General features: G+C 60.2%; 18 protein-coding genes. 16 read left to right on the top strand and 2 right to left on the bottom strand.

Features of this window, described 5'->3' with window-relative positions; genetic code table 11:
- Window positions 1–280 precede the first annotated feature (280 nt).
- The 3 genes from aat (at window position 281) to infA (ending at window position 2,044) form a co-directional block, all read left to right on the top strand.
- Window positions 281–961: a leucyl/phenylalanyl-tRNA--protein transferase gene (aat, locus tag F474_RS00195; protein WP_097086279.1), complete on the top strand. Its 681-nt coding sequence runs from the start codon at window positions 281–283 to the stop codon at window positions 959–961.
- 59 nt (window positions 962–1,020) lie between these two features.
- Window positions 1,021–1,728: an arginyltransferase gene (locus tag F474_RS00190; RefSeq protein WP_097086277.1), complete on the top strand. Its 708-nt coding sequence runs from the start codon at window positions 1,021–1,023 to the stop codon at window positions 1,726–1,728.
- Between the two features lie 97 nt (window positions 1,729–1,825).
- Window positions 1,826–2,044, top strand: coding sequence for a translation initiation factor IF-1 (gene infA / locus F474_RS00185; RefSeq protein ID WP_097086275.1), 219 nt, complete (start codon window positions 1,826–1,828; stop codon window positions 2,042–2,044).
- 88 nt (window positions 2,045–2,132) lie between these two features.
- Here infA and clpA read toward each other — a convergent pair whose 3' ends face one another.
- Both clpA and clpS read right to left on the bottom strand, forming a co-directional pair.
- Entirely contained in the window at window positions 2,133–4,403 is a 2,271-nt protein-coding gene (gene clpA / locus F474_RS00180; protein ID WP_097086273.1) for an ATP-dependent Clp protease ATP-binding subunit ClpA, read from the bottom strand.
- Between the two features lie 30 nt (window positions 4,404–4,433).
- Window positions 4,434–4,796 (bottom strand): ATP-dependent Clp protease adapter ClpS, encoded by a 363-nt coding sequence (gene clpS / locus F474_RS00175; protein WP_097086270.1) that lies wholly within the window; start codon window positions 4,794–4,796, stop codon window positions 4,434–4,436.
- A gap of 216 nt (window positions 4,797–5,012) precedes the next feature.
- Between clpS and cspD the strand changes: the two genes are divergently transcribed.
- The 13 genes from cspD (at window position 5,013) to nuoC (ending at window position 19,384) form a co-directional block, all read left to right on the top strand.
- Window positions 5,013–5,270, top strand: coding sequence for a cold shock domain-containing protein CspD (gene cspD / locus F474_RS00170; protein WP_097086268.1), 258 nt, complete (start codon window positions 5,013–5,015; stop codon window positions 5,268–5,270).
- 401 nt (window positions 5,271–5,671) lie between these two features.
- Entirely contained in the window at window positions 5,672–7,897 is a 2,226-nt protein-coding gene (locus F474_RS00165; protein WP_097086265.1) for an NADP-dependent isocitrate dehydrogenase, read from the top strand.
- Between the two features lie 61 nt (window positions 7,898–7,958).
- Window positions 7,959–8,399 carry an NUDIX hydrolase gene (locus F474_RS00160; RefSeq protein WP_097086263.1) on the top strand — a complete coding sequence of 147 codons (441 nt, stop codon included), beginning with the start codon at window positions 7,959–7,961 and terminating at the stop codon, window positions 8,397–8,399.
- A gap of 70 nt (window positions 8,400–8,469) precedes the next feature.
- The gene (gene mnmA, locus F474_RS00155) at window positions 8,470–9,585 is read left to right on the top strand and encodes a tRNA 2-thiouridine(34) synthase MnmA (RefSeq protein WP_097086260.1); all 1,116 of its coding nucleotides are present in this window, start codon (window positions 8,470–8,472) and stop codon (window positions 9,583–9,585) included.
- Complete coding sequence (gene hflD, locus F474_RS00150) at window positions 9,582–10,214, top strand: high frequency lysogenization protein HflD (RefSeq protein WP_097086257.1); 633 nt, start codon at window positions 9,582–9,584, stop codon at window positions 10,212–10,214. The genes mnmA and hflD overlap by 4 nt, the downstream gene beginning before the upstream one ends.
- Before the next feature lie 89 nt (window positions 10,215–10,303).
- Window positions 10,304–11,674, top strand: a complete 1,371-nt coding sequence (gene purB / locus F474_RS00145) for an adenylosuccinate lyase (RefSeq protein WP_097086255.1) — start codon at window positions 10,304–10,306, stop codon at window positions 11,672–11,674.
- Between the two features lie 81 nt (window positions 11,675–11,755).
- Window positions 11,756–12,925: a cupin domain-containing protein gene (locus F474_RS00140; RefSeq protein ID WP_097086252.1), complete on the top strand. Its 1,170-nt coding sequence runs from the start codon at window positions 11,756–11,758 to the stop codon at window positions 12,923–12,925.
- Window positions 12,918–13,340 (top strand): GNAT family N-acetyltransferase, encoded by a 423-nt coding sequence (locus F474_RS00135; RefSeq protein ID WP_097086250.1) that lies wholly within the window; start codon window positions 12,918–12,920, stop codon window positions 13,338–13,340. The genes F474_RS00140 and F474_RS00135 overlap by 8 nt, the downstream gene beginning before the upstream one ends.
- Window positions 13,341–13,396: 56 nt before the next feature.
- Window positions 13,397–14,152, top strand: coding sequence for a secretin N-terminal domain-containing protein (locus F474_RS00130; RefSeq protein WP_097086248.1), 756 nt, complete (start codon window positions 13,397–13,399; stop codon window positions 14,150–14,152).
- Window positions 14,153–14,619: 467 nt separating this feature from the next.
- Entirely contained in the window at window positions 14,620–15,945 is a 1,326-nt protein-coding gene (gene aceA, locus F474_RS00120; protein WP_097086245.1) for an isocitrate lyase, read from the top strand.
- A gap of 479 nt (window positions 15,946–16,424) precedes the next feature.
- A complete protein-coding gene (locus F474_RS00115; RefSeq protein ID WP_097086242.1) occupies window positions 16,425–16,838 on the top strand; it encodes an NADH-quinone oxidoreductase subunit A in 414 nt (137 codons plus the stop codon).
- 10 nt (window positions 16,839–16,848) lie between these two features.
- Window positions 16,849–17,523 (top strand): NADH-quinone oxidoreductase subunit B family protein, encoded by a 675-nt coding sequence (locus tag F474_RS00110; RefSeq protein ID WP_097086240.1) that lies wholly within the window; start codon window positions 16,849–16,851, stop codon window positions 17,521–17,523.
- Window positions 17,524–17,599: 76 nt separating this feature from the next.
- On the top strand, window positions 17,600–19,384 hold the full coding sequence (gene nuoC / locus F474_RS00105) for an NADH-quinone oxidoreductase subunit C/D (protein ID WP_097086237.1): 1,785 nt from the start codon (window positions 17,600–17,602) through the stop codon (window positions 19,382–19,384).
- The last annotated feature ends 2 nt before the right edge of the window (window positions 19,385–19,386 follow it).

Genomic DNA, 19,386 nt, shown 5'->3' with positions numbered 1-19,386 from the left:
TGAAAACAACGCCGTGGGCCAGGCGGCGGAAACGTGATGGCCGGGTACATTGTACGGGTTTGCTGCAAGCTTGCCACGGGTAGAGCCGCAAGCGCCAATTTCAGCCTGTAAATGCTTTGGCCGTCAAAGGGTTATGCAAGGGACCTGCAACAATTTCTTAGCCCGCTCGCCGTTGACCACTTGCCCACTGTTCAGTTCCGGATTGCCTGGATGAAATCATTGCGTATCCGTAGCGGCAGCCGCGATACTTTCGCCCTCCCCTTCTGGCAGAGGCACCCCCATGCTCACCTGGCTGGACCGCAACGACCTGGCCTTCCCCCCTGTCGAGCGCGCCTTGCGCGAGCCCAATGGCCTGCTGGCCGCCGGCGGGGATCTCAGCCCGCAACGGCTGGTCAATGCCTACCGCGCCGGCATATTTCCATGGTTCGAACAGGGCCAGCCGATACTCTGGTGGTCACCTGACCCACGAACCGTGCTGCGGCCGGACCAAGTTCACGTTTCCCGTAGCCTGGCCAAGTTGATGCGCCAGGGCCGGTTCACCGTTACGTTCGACCAGGCGTTCTCCGATGTCATCACCGCCTGCGCAGCCCCCCGCGATTACACCGATCAGACCTGGATCACCGGCGCCATGCGCCAGGCCTACGGCCAACTGCATGCTCTGGGTTATGCCCACTCGGTGGAGGTCTGGGAGGGCGAGCAGCTGGCAGGCGGGCTCTACGGAGTAGCCATGGGCCAGGTTTTCTTCGGCGAATCAATGTTCAGCCGCGCAGCCAACGCTTCCAAGGTCGGGTTCGTTACCCTGGCTCGCCACCTCGCTGCCTCCGGCTTTGTTCTGATCGATTGCCAGATGCCAACTCGCCACCTGGAAAGCCTGGGCGCGGCGCCCATGCCGCGTGCCGAATTCGTCCAGATTCTGCGAGACCACATTGACGCACCCAGCATCGCAGGGTGGCAACGCTAGGCGAACTTCGCACCCAGCGCTTACACTCAAAGCTGAACGCTTCACCCCGAGGGCCGATCATGACTGAGCTGGCGCGCCTTAAGTTCTATGCCACTCAACCGCACGCTTGCAGCTATCTGCCCGATGAGCAGGCGACCACCCTGTTCCTGGACCCGAGCCAGCCCATGGACGCGAGCGTGTATGCAGACCTCTCGGAGATGGGGTTTCGCCGCAGCGGCGACCATCTCTACCGGCCCCACTGCCAACGCTGCAGCGCTTGTGTTCCTGCGCGCATTCCCGCCCAGGCCTTTGCCCCTACCCGCACACAGCGCCGTATTCTCAAGCGCAACGCAGACCTCACCGTACATGAGTGCCCGCCACGCTTCACTGAGGAATACTTCGACCTTTACCGGCGCTACATTGAGCAGCGCCATGCTGACGGAGATATGTATCCGCCCAGCCGCGAACAATTCTCCACGTTTCTGGTTCGCGAACTGCATTTCAGCCGATTCTTCGAATTTCGGCTGGCCGGCGACCTGCTGGCGGTCGCGGTCACGGACATCCTGCCCAATGGCCTATCTGCGGTTTACACCTTCTATGAACCCGAGCAGGAGCAGCGCAGCCTTGGCCGCTTCGCCATCCTCTGGCAGATCACCGAAACCCTGCGGCTGCAGCTAGACGCCGTCTACCTGGGCTACTGGATCAAGAACTGCAAAAAGATGAGCTACAAGACCCAGTATCGCCCAATCGAGCTGCTGATCAATCAGCGGTGGGTTACCTTGAACTGAAGACCTTGGCTAATGGTCTGTTTTTAAGGCACAATACGCGCCACTTTTTGCCTGGCGCGGTTGCACCGGGCCATCAAAACACCGAGGGTTTTACTGCATGTCGAAAGAAGACAGCTTCGAAATGGAAGGCACTGTCGTCGACACCCTGCCCAACACCATGTTTCGCGTGGAGTTGGAAAATGGGCACGTCGTTACCGCGCACATCTCCGGAAAGATGCGCAAGAACTACATCCGCATTCTCACCGGCGACAAGGTTCGTGTCGAACTGACCCCTTACGACCTGAGCAAAGGCCGCATCAACTACCGCGCCCGCTGACAGTGCAGATACGAAAACGCCCGGCATGAGCCGGGCGTTTTCGTTTGCAGCTGAGCTGCCGGAGCGCTTAGGCCCCGGCACCTCTGCACTACGCCATTTCTACAGCGACCTCGAAGTCGAACGTCAACTCGCCCGCCTCCAGGTCTACATGCACCGTACCGCCGTGCTCTGACAATTCTCCGAAGAGGATCTCCTCCGCGAGCGGCCGCTTGATCTTGTCCTGGATAAGCCGCGCCATGGGGCGAGCCCCCATCTGCGCGTCGTAACCCTTGTCAGCGAGCCATCCACGAGCAGCGTCCGAAACGTCGAGCAGCACGCGCTTATCCTCAAGCTGCGCTTGAAGCTCCGTAAGGAACTTGTCGACCACGCTCTTGATAACTTCCGTCGAGAGCCGACCAAACTGGATGATGGTGTCCAGACGGTTGCGGAATTCAGGCGTGAAGCTCTTCTTGATAACCTCCATCGCATCGGTTGAATGATCTTGCTGCGTGAAGCCGATGGACGCCCGGGAAGCCGTTTCAGCACCAGCGTTGGTCGTCATGATCAAGATCACGTTACGGAAATCGGCCTTGCGCCCGTTGTTGTCGGTCAAGGTACCGTGGTCCATGACCTGCAGAAGCAGGTTAAAGACTTCCGGATGCGCTTTTTCGATCTCATCGAGCAACAACACACAATGCGGTTGCTTAGTAATCGCCTCGGTGAGCAGCCCGCCCTGATCGAAGCCCACGTAACCCGGAGGCGCACCGATCAGCCGAGACACGGTATGGCGCTCCATGTACTCGGACATGTCGAAGCGCACCAGCTCAATACCCATAGCCTTGGCCAATTGACGCGCAGCTTCGGTCTTGCCCACACCCGTTGGGCCAGCAAACAGGAACGAACCAACCGGCTTATCGGGCGCCTTGAGACCGGCGCGGGACAGCTTGATAGCAGTGGCCAGAGAATCGATGGCTGCATCCTGGCCGAACACAGTGAGCTTCAGGTCACGCTCAAGATTGCGCAGGAGCTCTTTGTCAGAGGTTGTGACATGTTTGGGCGGAATTCGGGCAATCTTGGCAATGATGTCCTCGACCTGCGGCACATCAATGCGCTTGACCCGGCGCTCGACAGGCTGCAAGCGCTGATACGCGCCCGCCTCATCGATGACATCGATCGCCTTGTCAGGCATGTGCCGGTCGTTGATGTACCGGGAAGCCAGCTCAGCTGCGGCACGCAGTGCCTCGTCGCTGTACTCGATCTCGTGGTGCTGCTCGAACCGCCCTTTGAGGCCGCGGAGAATGCCGATGGTATCTTCCACCGAAGGCTCGCTGACATCGACCTTCTGAAAGCGCCGCGCCAATGCGCGGTCCTTTTCGAAGATGCCGCGAAACTCCTGGAATGTGGTAGAGCCGATGCAACGGATCTCCCCGCTGGACAACAGAGGCTTGAGCAAATTGGAGGCGTCCATGACGCCGCCCGATGCCGCGCCTGCGCCAATGATGGTATGGATTTCATCAATGAACAGGATGGCCTGAGGACGCTTGCGCAGCTCCCCCAGCAATGCTTTGAAGCGCTTCTCGAAATCACCGCGATACTTGGTGCCGGCCAGCAGCGCACCCAGATCCAGCGAATATACGACGCTGTTGGCGAGCAGATCAGGAACCTGGCTATCAACGATGCGTTTGGCCAGGCCTTCGGCAATTGCCGTTTTACCCACCCCAGCTTCACCCACCAGCAACGGGTTGTTCTTGCGACGACGGGCAAGAATCTGGGCTACCCGCTCTACTTCATTTTCACGCCCTACCAGAGGGTCGATACGACCCTGTCGGGCCTGCTCATTCAGATTGCTGGCATAAGCGTCCAGTGGATTACTGGAGCCTGAAGCTTCGCCGCCCTCGTCATCTGGCATCTCCTGATCCCCTTCGGGCTGGTCACCGGCGCCGGGCACCTTCGAAATGCCATGGGCGATATAGTTCACAACATCGATGCGGGCAACGTTTTGCTGCTTGAGCAGAAATACCGCCTGGCTCTCCTGCTCGCTGAAGATGGCCACAAGCACGTTGGCGCCGGTGACTTCGCGCTTGCCAGAGCTCTGAACGTGAAATACCGCTCGCTGCAGCACGCGCTGGAAGCCCAGGGTAGGCTGGGTTTCGCGATCTTCGTCGTGTACTGGGATCAGAGGTGTAGTGGAATCGATAAACTCTTGCAGGTCGTGCTTGAGCTTGTCGAGGTTGGCGCCGCACGCACGTAGCACGGTCGCGGCCGCCTCATTGTCCAACAAGGCCAGCAGAAGGTGCTCGACGGTCATGAATTCATGCCGTTTCGAGCGGGCCTCCTTGAAGGCCAGGTTGAGGGTGACTTCGAGCTCGCGGTTTAACATGGCTTCACCTCATACCCAACTGGTCGGCGTTTAACCGTCCTTCTCGATTTCACAGAGTAGCGGATGCTGGCTTTCCCTGGCGTATTGATTGACCTGCATGGCTTTGGTTTCGGCGATATCCCGGGTGTACACCCCACATACTGCGCGCCCCTCGGTATGCACGGTCAGCATTACCTTGGTAGCGAGCTCGCGGTGAAGGTTGAAGAACGTTTCCAGGATCTCCACGACAAAATCCATCGGCGTGTAGTCATCATTGAACAGCACCACCTTGTACATCGGCGGGGCCTGCAGCAATGGCTTGGACTCCTCGACCGCGACGCCGGCGCCGCCCTCCTCGTCGGACAACGGGTCGTCCTGATTGGAGGCTAGTCGAGTCGTGTTGGTTGCATGCATGAAAGGACGATTCATCGTTCAGCGAATTCAGGTAGTGGGTAGACGAGTGTTTTAAGGTTCAAATTCGGCCGCCGCCTGACCTTGACTATCGGCAAAACGGTGTTACAAACAGTAGAACCCACATTGGGGAATAAAGGTCCATGGCGTCAAACAAAATTTTTTTGGCGCCAGAGACCGTTGGATGATACCCCATCGATGGGGTGCTTGCAGAGGGATATGGGCATGCGAAAGGGCAAAGTCAAGTGGTTCAACAATGCCAAGGGCTACGGCTTCGTTAATGAAGACGGTAAAACAGAAGATCTGTTCGCCCATTACTCGGCCATTCAGATGGAAGGGTACAAAACCCTGAAGGCTGGCCAGCCGGTGCAGTTCGACACGGTCCAAGGGCCCAAAGGACTTCACGCAGTGAATATCCAGGCGCAGCTCGAGGCAGTGAGCACTCCGGCGGATGTACAGGAGCAGGCCACCGCCTGACACAGCGCACCACTCTTCCTTAGACCGGCGATGACCGGTTCCACCGCACTCTGCGGGGCAGCGTCCCGGCCATGTCTATCCTGCGCGCCCTTTTCCTCCCCCTCCCCTCCATCTTTGGTCTTGATGCTTAAGACCCAAGGTTTGATATACTCCGCCAGTGACCGCCGGGTCATAATGTCGCAGGGCACACGCCCCGCACCCAGCATCACCGCCCGCCGGCTCATTCGTTTCATCAGGTTTCGCCGCTATCACGGCCTGGCCACTTGACGCTCGACTGATGCACTCACCATCAACGCGAAGCGACCTCGACTTCCCTCTGCGGCCCCGGCCTCACCCGGAAGCGCCTACCCTGCGCAACTCGAGTCGCCTGGCATGCTCAGCAAAAAAGAGAGTTAACCCGTATGCCCACCCGTTCGAAAATCATCTACACCTTCACCGACGAAGCCCCCGCCCTGGCCACCTACTCCCTGCTGCCGATCATCGAGGCGTTCACCGCCTGCGCCGGCATCGAGGTCGAGACGCGTGATATTTCCCTGGCCGGGCGCATCCTGGCGAGCTTCCCCGAGCAACTGGGCGACAAGGCTGTAAGCGACCACCTGGCCGAATTGGGGCAACTTGCTACTACCCCAGAAGCCAATATCATCAAGCTCCCCAACATCAGCGCATCCGTGCCGCAGCTCAAGGCAGCGATCAAAGAGCTGCAGGCCAAGGGCTACAACATTCCGGACTACCCGGACAACGCCACCACCGACGCCGAAAAAGATGCCCGCGCCCGGTACGACAAGGTCAAGGGCAGTGCTGTGAACCCGGTTCTGCGCGAAGGCAACTCCGACCGCCGTGCACCGCTATCGGTCAAGAATTACGCACGCAAACACCCGCACAAGATGGGCGCGTGGGCCTCGGATTCCAAATCCCACGTTTCTCATATGGAAAGTGGCGACTTTTACGGCAGCGAACAGGCTGCGCTGATCGAGGCCGACTCCAGCGTCAAGATCGAACTGATCGCCGCTGATGGCACCAGCACGGTGCTGAAGGAAAAAACCAAGGTCCTGGCCGGCGAGATCATCGACTCGGCTGTGCTGAGCAAAAATGCGCTGCGCGCCTTCATCGCCGAGCAGATCACCGATGCCAAGGCCAAGGGCGTACTGTTTTCGGTGCACCTGAAAGCTACCATGATGAAAGTCTCAGACCCCATCATGTTTGGTCAGATCGTTGAAGAGTTCTACGGCCCAGCCCTGGCCAAACACTCAGCTGCGCTGCAACAGGCTGGCTTCAACCCCAACAATGGCATCGGTGACCTCTATGCCACCGTGCAGAAGCTATCGGCCGACCAGCGTGAGGCCATCGAAGCCGACATCAAAGCCGTGTATGCCGATCGCCCGGCACTGGCAATGGTCAACTCCGACAAAGGCATCACCAACCTGCACGTGCCCAGCGATGTAATCGTCGACGCCTCGATGCCGGCAATGATCCGCGACTCCGGCCGCATGTGGAACGCTGCCGGCGAGCTGCAGGACGCCAAGGCGATCATCCCTGATCGTTGCTACGCCACCATCTACCAGGCGGTGATCGAAGACTGCAAGCAGCATGGCGCCTTCGACCCCACCACCATGGGCAGCGTGCCGAACGTCGGGCTGATGGCTCAGAAGGCCGAGGAATACGGCTCTCACGACAAGACCTTCCAGGTTGCAGCCGATGGCGTGGTTCGCGTGACCGACGCCGGTGGCAAGGTGCTGATGGAGCAGAAGGTCGAGGCGGGCGACATCTTCCGCATGTGCCAAACCAAAGATGCGCCGATCCAGGACTGGGTGAAGCTTGCCGTCAACCGCTCGCGCCTCTCCGGCACCCCGGCGGTGTTCTGGCTCGACCCGGCCCGCGCCCATGACGCGCAGGTCATCGCCAAAGTCGAGAAATACCTCAAGGACCACGACACCAGCGGCCTCGACATCCGCGTATTGCCCCCAGTCAAGGCCATGGCCCTGTCGCTGGAGCGCATCCGCGCCGGCAAGGACACCATCTCGGTGACTGGCAACGTATTGCGTGACTACCTCACCGACCTGTTCCCGATCATGGAGCTGGGCACCAGCGCCAAGATGCTGTCGATCGTGCCCCTGATGAACGGTGGCGGCCTGTTCGAGACCGGCGCCGGCGGTTCGGCCCCCAAACACGTGCAGCAACTGGTGGAGGAGAACTTCCTGCGTTGGGACTCGCTGGGCGAATTCCTGGCTTTGGCCGCTTCGCTGGAACATCTGGGCGAGCTGAACAACAACGCCAAGGCCAAAGTGCTGGCCGCTGCGCTCGACAAAGCCACCGGCCAATTCCTGGACAACAACAAGTCGCCCTCGCGCAAGGTCGGCGGCATCGATAACCGGGGCAGCCATTTCTACCTGGCCACTTACTGGGCCCAGGCCTTGGCCGAGCAGAAGGACGACGCCGCTATCGCCGAGCTGTTCGCCCCCCTGGCCAAGGCACTGGCCGACAACGAAGAAAAGATCGTTGCCGAGCTGGGCGCCGTCCAAGGCAAACCAGTCGATATCGACGGTTACTACTTCGCCGACCCGCAGGCCGCTGCCAAGGTCATGCGCCCAAGCGCTACCTTGAACGCTACGATTGCATCGCTGAAGTAATCACACGCTGAACAGAAAACCCCGGCCACGCACCGGGGTTTTCTTTTTCTGGAGGTATTACATGCGCTGGCAACCCCATGTCACCGTCGCAACACTGGTCCAAGACGGCGAGCGTTTTCTGTTTGTCGAAGAGCACAAGGCCGGCCGAGACGTGCTGAATCAACCCGCAGGGCACTTGGAAGCCAATGAAACGCTGCGCCAGGCCGCATTGCGGGAAACCCTGGAAGAAACCGGCTGGGAGATCGAGCTGACGGGCGTTACAGGGATTTACCTTTATACCGCCCCAAGCAACGGCGTGACCTATCAACGGGTTTGCTTCAGTGCCCGGCCGCTGCGCCACCACCCGGAGCGCCCGCTGGATGCCGACATCCTGCGTACCCATTGGATGACGCGCGATCAGCTTGCTGCAGAGCCTGGCCGCTGGCGCAGCGAGCTGGTGCTGCGTTGCATCGATGACTACCTTCAAGGAGGCCACTATGCACTGGAAGTGGTGCGTGACTAAGCGTTTTTCCATGGCGCCGCCGACCTGCTAGAATCCGCGTCCTTCCATCCCAGAGCCTTTTGCCCAGTCTATGTCCGCTTCCTCCCTTCCCGACCCGAAACACACGCGCGTGATCGTCGGCATGTCCGGCGGCGTCGACTCCTCCGTTTCCGCCTTGCTGCTGATGGAACAGGGCTACCAGGTCGAGGGGCTGTTCATGAAGAACTGGGAAGAGGACGACGGCACCGAATACTGCACCGCGCGCGAGGACCTTGCCGATGCGCAGGCGGTGTGCGACCGCATCGGTATCCACCTGCATACCGCCAATTTCGCTGCCGAGTACTGGGACAACGTATTCGAGCATTTCCTTGAGGAATACCGGGCCGGTCGCACACCCAACCCGGACATCCTCTGCAACCGGGAGATCAAGTTCAAGGCTTTCCTCGACTATGCGCTGAGCCTGGGCGCTGACCTGATCGCTACCGGCCACTACGTGCGCCGACGTGATCAAGGGGGTGTTACCGAATTGCTCAAGGGCCTGGACCCAAACAAGGACCAGAGCTATTTCCTGCACGCCGTGGGCGGCGCCCAGATCGCCCGCACGCTTTTCCCGGTCGGCGAACTGGAAAAACCGGAGGTGCGTGCGATCGCCGAGCGTCACGGCCTGGCTACGGCGAAGAAAAAGGACTCCACCGGTATCTGCTTCATCGGTGAAAGGCGCTTCAGCGACTTCCTCAAGCAGTACCTGCCTGCCCAGCCTGGCGAGATCCACACCCCCGATGGGCAGGTGATCGGCCAGCACCATGGCCTGATGTACCACACCCTCGGCCAGCGTCAGGGCCTGGGCATCGGCGGCATGAAAGACGCAGGTGATGAGCCGTGGTACGTGGTGGCCAAGGACGTTGCGCGCAACGTGCTGGTGGTCGGCCAGGGCAACGAGCACCCGCTGCTGTTCTCCCATGCGCTGCATGCCTCGACGATCTGGTGGGTCAACCCGGTCGATTTGTCTGAGCCGCGCCGGCTCGCAGCCAAGGTCCGCTATCGCCAAGGCGACCAACCCTGTACGGTGGAACAGCACGCCGAGGGCTATCGCGTCGTCTTCGACGAGCCCCAACGTGCAGTGACGCCTGGGCAATCCGTGGTGTTCTACGATGGGGAGGTCTGCCTTGGCGGCGGCGTCATCGAGTCGACCGAGGCTCAGTCATGAGCGGCTCGACCCGGGAACAACTGATCGCACTGGGCGGAGTGTTTCACGCTGCCGTTCTGGTTGACCGGATCGCCAAGACCGGCCAGGTCGCCGAAGCAGACTTGGCCTGCCTGCTGGGCAGCCTGCTAGTGCGCGACCCTAAAGACACCCTAGAGGTATTCGGAGGCACCGACCGCCAGCTTCGCGAAGGCTATGGCGCACTGGCGGGCGCGCTGGAGCGAGACCCCGGCGCACTGCAACGTGAGCCGCTGCGTTATGCGCTGTCGATGATCGGCCTGGAGCGTCAGTTGGCCAAGCGCAGCGAGATGCTGGAGCTGATCGGCCGGCGCCTGCCCCAGATCCAGTCGCAGGTGGAGCATTTCGGCTTGGTGCACGAGAACGTTGTCGCCGCCAGCGGCGCGCTTTATCAAGACACCCTCAGCACCTTGCGCCAGCGCATCCAGGTCCAGGGCGACATGCGCCATTTGCAGCAGCCTAGCAACGCGTCGAAAATCCGTGCGCTGCTGTTGGCGGGCATCCGTTGCGCCCGCCTTTGGCGGCAACTTGGGGGCACCCGCTGGCAGCTGCTGGTCAGCCGGCGAAAGCTGTTGCGCGAGCTGTATTCAGTGATGCGCCAAGGCAGCGCCTGAAGCCGCGCCCGTCCTTTTCCTGCGCATGTTTTGGCCGCTTCGTGTATGCTGTGCGCCCTTTTCGTAGCCCGACTGTCCGAGAACACCCCATGCAGCTTTCCTCGCTCACTGCGGTTTCCCCTGTAGACGGCCGTTATGCCGGCAAAACCCAGGCCCTGCGCACCATTTTCAGCGAATACGGGCTCATCCGTTTCCGCGCCCTGGTCGAAGTGCGCTGGCTGCAACGCCTGGCGGCACACCCCAACGTCCCGGAAGTGGCACCGTTCAGCAGCGAGGCCAACGCCCTGCTCGACGCGCTGGCCAACGACTTCGCGCTTGAGCACGCCGAGCGTGTCAAGGAAATCGAACGCACCACCAATCACGACGTCAAGGCCATCGAGTACCTGCTCAAGGAGCAGGCCGCCAAGCTGCCGGAACTGGCCAAAGTCAGCGAATTCATCCATTTCGCCTGCACCAGCGAGGACATCAACAACCTCTCCCACGCGCTGATGCTGCGTGAGGGCCGTGATACCGTTCTGCTCCCATTGATGCGCCAGATCGCCGGTGCCATTCGCGAACTGGCCATCCGCTTCGCCGAAGTGCCCATGCTTTCTCGCACCCACGGCCAGCCCGCCTCCCCGACCACCCTGGGTAAAGAGCTGGCAAATGTGGTCTATCGACTTGAGCGGCAGATCACCCAGGTGGCGGCGGTACCGCTGCTGGGCAAGATCAACGGAGCGGTGGGCAATTACAACGCTCATCTCTCGGCATACCCTGACATCGACTGGGAAGCCAACGCGCGTACCTTCATCGAAGGCGAGCTGGGGCTGACCTTCAACCCCTACACCACCCAGATCGAACCGCACGACTACATCGCCGAGCTGTTCGACGCGATCGCACGCTTCAACACCATCCTGATCGACTTTGACCGTGACGTGTGGGGCTACATCTCCTTGGGCTACTTCAAGCAGCGCACGGTGGCCGGCGAAATCGGCTCCTCGACCATGCCGCACAAGGTCAACCCCATCGATTTCGAAAACTCCGAAGGTAACCTGGGCATCGCCAATGCGCTGTTCCAGCACCTGGCGAGCAAGCTGCCGATCTCCCGCTGGCAACGCGACCTCACTGACTCGACCGTGCTGCGCAACCTCGGCGTAGGTTTCGCGCACAGCGTTATCGCCTATGAGGCCAGCCTCAAGGGCATTGGCAAGCTGGAAATCAACGCTGCCCGCTTGGCCGAAGATCTGGACGCCTGCTGGGAAGTGCTGGCCGAGCCCATCCAGACGGTGATGCGCCGCTATAACATCGAAAACCCTTACGAGAAGCTCAAGGAGCTCACGCGCGGCAAGGGCATCAGCCCGCAAGCCCTGCAAAGCTTCATCGACAGCCTGGACATGCCAGCCGCCGCCAAGGCCGAGCTCAAGCAACTGACGCCAGCCAACTACATAGGCAATGCCGCAGCGCAGGCCAAGCGTATCTGACGCCGGCCTGCCGCCAACGCCCGGCCTAGGCCGGGCGTTTTTCATTGCGCTAAATAAATACTATTTTTCAATGGCTTGAATATGACTCATGACACTCCACTTGAAGTTCTCGGCGGCCTGACCGCGCAGCAATTTCTGCGCGACTACTGGCAGAAGAAGCCTTTGCTTATCCGCCAGGCCTTCCCCGATTTCCAGAACCCACTAGAACCCGATGAGCTCGCGGGCCTGGCGCTGGAGGACGAGGTCGAGTCACGTATCGTACTTGAGCAAGGCGACCAACCCTGGGAGCTGCGCCGAGGCCCGTTCAACGAGGACACCTTCGCCAGCCTGCCCGCGCGTGACTGGACCCTGCTGGTTCAAGCTGTCGATCAATTCGTACCGGAAGTGAACAGCCTGCTCGAGCCGTTCCGCTTCCTGCCCACCTGGCGCATCGACGACGTCATGGTGAGCTACGCTGCTCCCGGCGGGGGCGTTGGGCCGCACTTCGACAACTACGACGTCTTCCTGCTGCAGGGCCATGGCCGCCGTACCTGGAAGCTGGGGCAGATGTGCGATCACCAGAGCCCCCTACTGCCCCACACCGACCTGCGGATTCTTGACGGTTTCGAACAGTCCGATGAATTCACTCTTGAACCGGGCGATATGCTTTACCTGCCACCGCGCCTGGCCCACTACGGCATTGCCGTTGATGAGTGCATGACCTACAGCGTGGGGTTCCGAGCGCCTAGCGCCAGTGAAGTGCTGACTCACTTCACCGACTTTCTTGGCCAGTTCATCCCTGACGAGGAGCGGTACAGCGATGCCGATGCGTTGCCCGCAGTCGACCCGGGCATGATCCAACAGGATGCGCTGGTGCGCCTGAAGGCGCTCATCGCCCAGCACATGAACGATGATCATCTGTTACTGACCTGGTTCGGGCAATTCATGACCGAGCCCCGTTACCCTGAGCTTGTCACTGGCGAGGCGCTGCCGCCGCAGGAACTGCTTGATGCCTTGGCCGAAGGGGCGATTCTGATCCGTAACCCCAGCGCGCGCCTGGCCTGGGCTGAAATGGACGGGTACGTGACCCTTTTCGCCAGTGGCCAGAGCCGTCTGCTAGCGCCTGAGCTGCGCGAGTTGCTCAAGTTGCTATGCAGCGCTGATGCCTTGCACCAAGACAACCTTCAGGGCTGGCTGGCCAATGACGAAGCGGTAGTGCTCATCACTCAGCTGATCGAGCAGGGAAGCCTGGGATTTGCCATCGATGAATAAGATCAGCGTGCGGGTTGCCGATTGGCACCGCGACTACAGTGACATCCGCCGTATTCGTGAAGCGGTGTTCGTTACCGAGCAGGCCGTGCCGGCCGAGCAGGAATGGGACGGCGAAGACGACGATGCCGTTCACGTGCTGGCTTGCGAAGGCGATTTCGCAGTGGGCACTGCACGCCTGACCGCCCAAGGTGAAATTGGCAGGGTGTCGGTGCTCAAGGATTGGCGTGGGCTCAAGGGCGGCGAGGCCCTGCTCGCCGCGCTGGTCGCCGAAGCGCGCCGGCGCGGCATCGAGCAGCCAACGCTCACAGCACAGGTACAGGCCAGTGCGTTCTACCAGCGGCATGGCTTCGAGGTCATCAGTGATGAGTTCGTCGAAGCCGGGATCGCTCACGTCGAGATGATTTTGCGCAGCTGACCGCAGCGCATGGCTGAGCCATACTTCGCGGAGCCCTTCCGCGGAGTACCACAGCCATGCCGCTACGCCCCCTCCTCGCCGCTTTGAGCCTGGCCGCAGCCTGCCAAGTGCAAGCTGCCACCCAAGTGCTGGAACTGCACTACCGAACCAGTGCTGACGTGCTGCCCGTTGCCCAGCAGTTTCTGGGCCGCGAAGGCAACGTTCAAGCGTATGGAAACCAGTTGATCGTCAATGCCGAGCCCGATCGAATCGAAGCGCTTACTGCCCTGTTGGAGCGCATAGACCGGCCGGCAAGACGCTTGTTGATCAGCGTCGACACCACTGACAGCAACCATCAAGACGCCAGCGGCTATACGCTCAATAACGGAAGCCAGGGCCGAGTGATTCGGTACGGCACGGCCAACCGCAGCGGCGGCGTGCAGCAGGTTCAAGCCAGCGAGGGCGTGCCAGCACTGATTCAAATGGGCCAGAGCGTCCCGCTCACCAATATGCGGACCGACAACTACGGGCGCGTCGAAACCGACACCCAATATCGCAATGTAACGCGCGGCTTTTATGTAACCGCCAGCGTAACGGGCAACATCGTGCACTTGAGCCTGAATACGAACAACGACAGCCTCAGCCAGGAGCGGCCCGATGTGATCAATGTACAGAGCACGGGGACGCAGATCAGCGGCCCCCTTGGCCAATGGATCACGGTCGCAGGCAGTAATGGTTACAGCCAGGCTGACCAGAACGGTTGGGCGCAGCGGTATGGCACGGCCGGGCGAGACGATATGACCTTGCGCGTGAAGGTCGACGCCCTCGACTAGAACCCCCGACTTACGGGCCTCAGCCTGACTACCTAGTCATCTCCGACTTTCGTTGTAGTGCATTAGTTTTTTCACTACAAAACGTTTGACGGCGCCCTTTCTCTCTAGGCATGATGGCCCCGCTCCCGCTGATCAGGGGCCCCGAAAGGGGCCTCCAGCGCACTGGTTGACACCCTAATGAGTGCGCTGCGTCTGCACGGCCCAAAAGGCGGTCCGACGGGATGGTGACTGGAACGAAGTTGTCCCGAGGGACGGAAGCATTGAAAGGCTCTCCACGCGGAGCCTACGCCATTATGAAGTGAATACCGGCGGGCACTACATTGATGCCCTACCCACCTTCACGGCACCACTGCTTCTTTGCTCTCGGTCAAGATCGACCGGTTCCCATCGTGTCGCACACGGACTCGACCTCCCCTGGGGCGGAGCCAGGAGACTTCACCCACGACCTATGCGAGAGGGTTCAACCCATGGCACTGACACGCGAACAACAAATTGCGGCACTGGAACAAGACTGGGCACAAAACCCTCGCTGGAAAGGCATCACTCGTACCTATTCTGCCGCTGATGTAGTGCGGCTGCGTGGCTCAGTTCAGCCCGAACACACACTGGCCCGGCTCGGCGCTGAGAAGCTGTGGAAGATGGTTACGCAAGGCGCCCATCCGGCGTTCCGGCCTGAAAAAGACTTCGTCAACTGCATGGGCGCGCTGACAGGCGGCCAAGCTGTGCAACAGGTTAAAGCGGGCATTCAGGCGATCTACCTATCCGGGTGGCAGGTGGCGGCCGACAATAACTCGGCCGAATCCATGTACCCCGATCAATCCCTGTATCCCGTGGATTCGGTCCCCACCGTGGTCAAACGCATCAACAACTCATTCCGGCGCGCTGACCAGATCCAATGGAAAGCGGGCAAGAACCCGGGCGATGACGGCTACATCGATTACTTTGCGCCGATCGTGGCAGACGCAGAAGCGGGGTTCGGCGGGGTGCTCAACGCCTATGAACTGATGCGCGGCATGATCGAAGCCGGCGCCGCCGGCGTTCACTTCGAAGACCAGCTCGCTTCGGTAAAAAAATGTGGGCACATGGGCGGGAAAGTTCTGGTGCCGACCCAGGAGGCCGTGCAAAAACTGGTAGCAGCGCGTCTGGCCGCCGATGTGGCCGGTGTTCCGACCATTATCCTCGCCCGCACCGATGCCAACGCGGCAGACCTGCTGACCAGCGACTGCGACCCTTACGATCAGCCATTCGTCACTGGCCAACGTACCCCTGAGGGCTTCTACAAAGTGCGCGCCGGCCTGGACCAGGCTATTGCCCGCGGGCTGGCGTATGCCCCCTATGCCGATATGGTGTGGTGCGAAACCGCCAAGCCCGACCTCGACGAGGCACGCCGCTTCGCTGAGGCGATCAAGAAGGAGTACCCGGACCAGATCCTTTCCTACAACTGCTCGCCGTCCTTCAACTGGAAGAAGAACCTCGATGACGCAACGATCGCCAAATTCCAGCGTGAGCTTTCGGCGATGGGCTACAAGCACCAGTTCATCACCCTGGCCGGCATCCACAACATGTGGCACGGGATGTTCAACCTGGCCTATGACTACGCACGCAATGACATGACAGCCTACGTGAAGCTGCAGGAACAAGAGTTCGCCGACGCCCAGCGAGGCTACACGTTCGTGGCCCACCAGCAAGAGGTAGGCACTGGTTACTTCGACGACATGACCACCGTGATCCAGGGCGGAAGCTCTTCGGTGACTGCCCTTAAAGGCTCGACCGAAGAGGAACAGTTTCACTGACGTTCCGTGCTGATAGCGGCAGAGCAATCAGCAGTAGAAGCCATGGCCCGGCCCTGCCGGCGCCATGGCTTTTTTACTAGCAGTGGGCACCGGAACTTTGATCTAGCCCAACAAATACGAAAGAAGGATCGCTTATAAACGCCTGCGGTCTATAGTCACGAAGAGGATATCGAGGCAAACAATAACAATACCCATACGCGATCAATTATCATTTGAATTTCACTTATTTGGTTATTGCTGTATTGGCGCACTGCTCTTGGCCAATGAGCCCAAAGGCCCGCCAGCCGGGGCCTAGAGCACTCATAGCGCAAAGGAATGGAGGCAATGCGGTAAATTAATTTGATTGGGCAAATTTACTTGCAGCGGCTTTACTCATAGAATTCCGCTGATTCATTGAGCTGCGACATATAGTCACTGCGCTACTTTGACACAACCACAGAACGACCCGGCATGCAGCCGGCTCTGTTAAGGATTTCAGCATGACCCCTTCAGCAGGATTTCTGGCCCATAACTGGGGCTTTGCCATCTTCCTCCTGGGTGTCGCCGGGCTGTGTGCATTCATGCTGCTGCTTTCCAGCATTCTGGGTAGCAAGGCATGGGGCCGTGCCAAGAACGAGCCGTTCGAATCCGGCATGCTGCCTGTAGGCAGCGCCCGCCTGCGCCTCTCCGCAAAATTCTATCTGGTCGCGATGCTGTTCGTGATCTTTGACATCGAAGCCCTGTTCCTCTTCGCCTGGTCCGTCTCGGTCCGTGAGAGCGGGTGGGCCGGCTTTGCTGAAGCTTTCATATTCATAGCAATTCTGTTGGCAGGTCTTGTCTACCTTTGGCGAGTGGGGGCGCTCGATTGGGCACCCGAAGGTCGTCGCAAGCGGCAGGCGAAGCTCAAACAATGAGGCTTTGGCAATGCAATACAACCTTACTCGCATCGATCCGGATGCTCCGAACGAGCAATACCCCATCGGCGATCGGGAAACCGTAGCCGACCCCTTGGAAGACCAAGTCCACAAGAACGTCTTCATGGGGAAACTCTCCGACGTGCTCAGTGGCGCGGTCAACTGGGGGCGCAAGAACTCGCTGTGGCCCTACAACTTTGGCCTCTCGTGCTGCTATGTGGAAATGACCACGGCCTTCACCGCGCCTCACGACATTGCGCGCTTTGGCGCCGAAGTGATCCGGGCATCGCCACGCCAGGCAGACTTCATGGTCGTGGCTGGCACCTGCTTCATCAAGATGGCGCCAATCATCCAGCGTCTATATGAGCAGATGCTTGAGCCCAAGTGGGTCATTTCCATGGGGTCGTGCGCCAACTCCGGTGGCATGTACGACATCTATTCGGTCGTTCAGGGCGTGGACAAATTCCTACCCGTCGACGTGTATGTGCCTGGTTGCCCTCCTCGCCCTGAGGCGTTCTTGCAAGGCTTGATGTTGCTGCAGGAATCCATTGGCCAGGAGCGCCGCCCGTTGTCCTGGGTAGTGGGCGATCAAGGCATCTACCGTGCCGACATGCCTTCGCAACGGGAACAGCGCCGCGAACAACGTATCGCGGTCACCAACTTGCGCACCCCCGACGAAGTCTGAACCACGGTTGCCGGGCGCCCAGGCGCCTGCCATTACGGGTTTCATTCTTTGACGTTGACCGAAAGCGACCAGAATCATGACAACAGCGGACACCGCTCTGTATATCCCGCCCTACAAGCCCGACGACCAAGACGTGGTCAGCGAGTTGAACCAGCGTTTCGGGCCTGATGCATTTACAGCCCAAGCGACCCGTACCGGTATGCCGGTGCTCTGGGTCGCGCGTGCTCAGCTCAAGGAAGTGCTGAGCTTCCTCAGAGGTGTGAGCAAACCCTACTCCATGCTTTATGACCTGCACGGCGTCGACGAGCGCCTGCGCACGCAGCGCCGCGGGTTGCCGGGAGCTGACTTCACCGTGTTCTACCATCTGCTCTCGGTAGAACGAAACAGCGACGTGATGATCAAGGTCGCCTTGCATGAAGGCGACCTGAACGTGCCCAGCGTCACGGGCATCTGGCCGAACGCCTCCTGGTACGAGCGTGAAGTCTGGGACATGTTCGGCATCAATTTCGAAGGCCACCCTCACCTGACGCGCATCCTCATGCCGCCCACCTGGGAAGGCCACCCGCTGCGTAAGGACTACCCCGCTCGCGCTACCGAGTTCGACCCCTACAGCCTGACACTGGCCAAGCAGGAACTGGAAGAAGAAGCCGCACGCTTCAACCCCGAGGCCTGGGGCATGAAACGCCACGGTGCCAACGAGGATTACATGTTCCTCAACCTGGGGCCTAACCACCCTTCGGCCCACGGTGCCTTCCGCATCATCCTGCAGCTTGACGGCGAGGAGATCGTCGACTGCGTGCCTGACATCGGTTACCACCACCGGGGTGCCGAAAAAATGGCCGAGCGCCAGAGCTGGCACAGCTTCATCCCCTACACCGACCGCATCGACTACCTGGGCGGGGTGATGAACAACCTGCCTTACGTGCTGGCGGTTGAGAAGCTTGCCGGTATCAAGGTGCCCCAGAAGGTCGACACCATTCGCGTGATGTTGGCGGAGTTTTTCCGAATCACCAGCCACTTGCTCTTCCTGGGTACCTATATCCAGGACGTCGGGGCGATGACGCCGGTGTTCTTCACCTTCACCGACCGCCAGAAGGCCTATACGGTCATCGAGGCCATCACCGGCTTCCGCTTGCACCCGGCCTGGTATCGTATTGGCGGTGTGGCGCACGACCTCCCGCGCGGTTGGGACAAGCTGGTCAAGGATTTCGTCGAATGGCTGCCAAAGCGCCTGGACGAATACGAAAAAGCGGCGCTCGAGAACAGCATCCTCAAGGGCCGCACCGTCGGTGTGGCGCAGTACAACACCAAGGAGGCGCTGGAATGGGGTGTCACGGGCGCCGGCCTGCGCTCCACAGGGTGCGACTTCGACCTGCGCAAGGCACGCCCATATTCGGGCTACGAAAACTTCGAGTTCGAAGTGCCGCTGGCCCACAACGGTGATGCCTACGACCGCTGCCTGGTTCGCGTCGAAGAAATGCGCCAGAGCATCCGCATCATCGACCAGTGCCTGCGCAACATGCCCGAAGGCCCGTACAAGGCAGACCATCCGCTGACCACGCCTCCGCCCAAGGAGCGCACCCTGCAGCACATCGAAACCCTGATCACTCACTTCCTGCAGGTTTCGTGGGGGCCGGTAATGCCAGCCAACGAAGCCTTCCAGATGATCGAAGCGACCAAGGGCATCAACAGCTATTACCTGACGAGCGACGGGGGCACCATGAGCTACCGTACCCGTATCCGGACTCCCAGCTATCCGCACCTGCAGCAGATCCCTTCGGTGATCCGCGGCAGCATGGTCGCCGACCTGATCGCGTACCTGGGTAGTATCGATTTCGTCATGGCCGATGTGGACCGTTGAGC

Source organism: Pseudomonas sp. URIL14HWK12:I12, from assembly GCF_003097135.1.
Classification (GTDB): Bacteria; Pseudomonadota; Gammaproteobacteria; order Pseudomonadales; family Pseudomonadaceae; genus Aquipseudomonas.
This window is presented reverse-complemented; position numbering and strand designations above follow the sequence as displayed.

Bases quoted from the DNA above. Each gene is read 5' to 3' on its own strand.
- cspD (WP_097086268.1), top strand. From the start codon at position 5,013: ATGGGCATGCGAAAGGGCAAAGTCAAGTGGTTCAACAATGCCAAGGGC.
- purB (WP_097086255.1), top strand. From the start codon at position 10,304: ATGCAGCTTTCCTCGCTCACTGCGGTTTCCCCTGTAGACGGCCGTTAT.
- infA (WP_097086275.1), top strand. From the start codon at position 1,826: ATGTCGAAAGAAGACAGCTTCGAAATGGAAGGCACTGTCGTCGACACC.
- hflD (WP_097086257.1), top strand. From the start codon at position 9,582: ATGAGCGGCTCGACCCGGGAACAACTGATCGCACTGGGCGGAGTGTTT.
- aceA (WP_097086245.1), top strand. From the start codon at position 14,620: ATGGCACTGACACGCGAACAACAAATTGCGGCACTGGAACAAGACTGG.
- F474_RS00140 (WP_097086252.1), top strand. From the start codon at position 11,756: ATGACTCATGACACTCCACTTGAAGTTCTCGGCGGCCTGACCGCGCAG.
- F474_RS00130 (WP_097086248.1), top strand. From the start codon at position 13,397: ATGCCGCTACGCCCCCTCCTCGCCGCTTTGAGCCTGGCCGCAGCCTGC.
- F474_RS00160 (WP_097086263.1), top strand. From the start codon at position 7,959: ATGCGCTGGCAACCCCATGTCACCGTCGCAACACTGGTCCAAGACGGC.
- aat (WP_097086279.1), top strand. From the start codon at position 281: ATGCTCACCTGGCTGGACCGCAACGACCTGGCCTTCCCCCCTGTCGAG.
- clpS (WP_097086270.1), bottom strand. From the start codon at position 4,796: ATGCATGCAACCAACACGACTCGACTAGCCTCCAATCAGGACGACCCG.
- F474_RS00110 (WP_097086240.1), top strand. From the start codon at position 16,849: ATGCAATACAACCTTACTCGCATCGATCCGGATGCTCCGAACGAGCAA.
- nuoC (WP_097086237.1), top strand. From the start codon at position 17,600: ATGACAACAGCGGACACCGCTCTGTATATCCCGCCCTACAAGCCCGAC.
- clpA (WP_097086273.1), bottom strand. From the start codon at position 4,403: ATGTTAAACCGCGAGCTCGAAGTCACCCTCAACCTGGCCTTCAAGGAG.
- F474_RS00190 (WP_097086277.1), top strand. From the start codon at position 1,021: ATGACTGAGCTGGCGCGCCTTAAGTTCTATGCCACTCAACCGCACGCT.
- mnmA (WP_097086260.1), top strand. From the start codon at position 8,470: ATGTCCGCTTCCTCCCTTCCCGACCCGAAACACACGCGCGTGATCGTC.
- F474_RS00165 (WP_097086265.1), top strand. From the start codon at position 5,672: ATGCCCACCCGTTCGAAAATCATCTACACCTTCACCGACGAAGCCCCC.
- F474_RS00135 (WP_097086250.1), top strand. From the start codon at position 12,918: ATGAATAAGATCAGCGTGCGGGTTGCCGATTGGCACCGCGACTACAGT.
- F474_RS00115 (WP_097086242.1), top strand. From the start codon at position 16,425: ATGACCCCTTCAGCAGGATTTCTGGCCCATAACTGGGGCTTTGCCATC.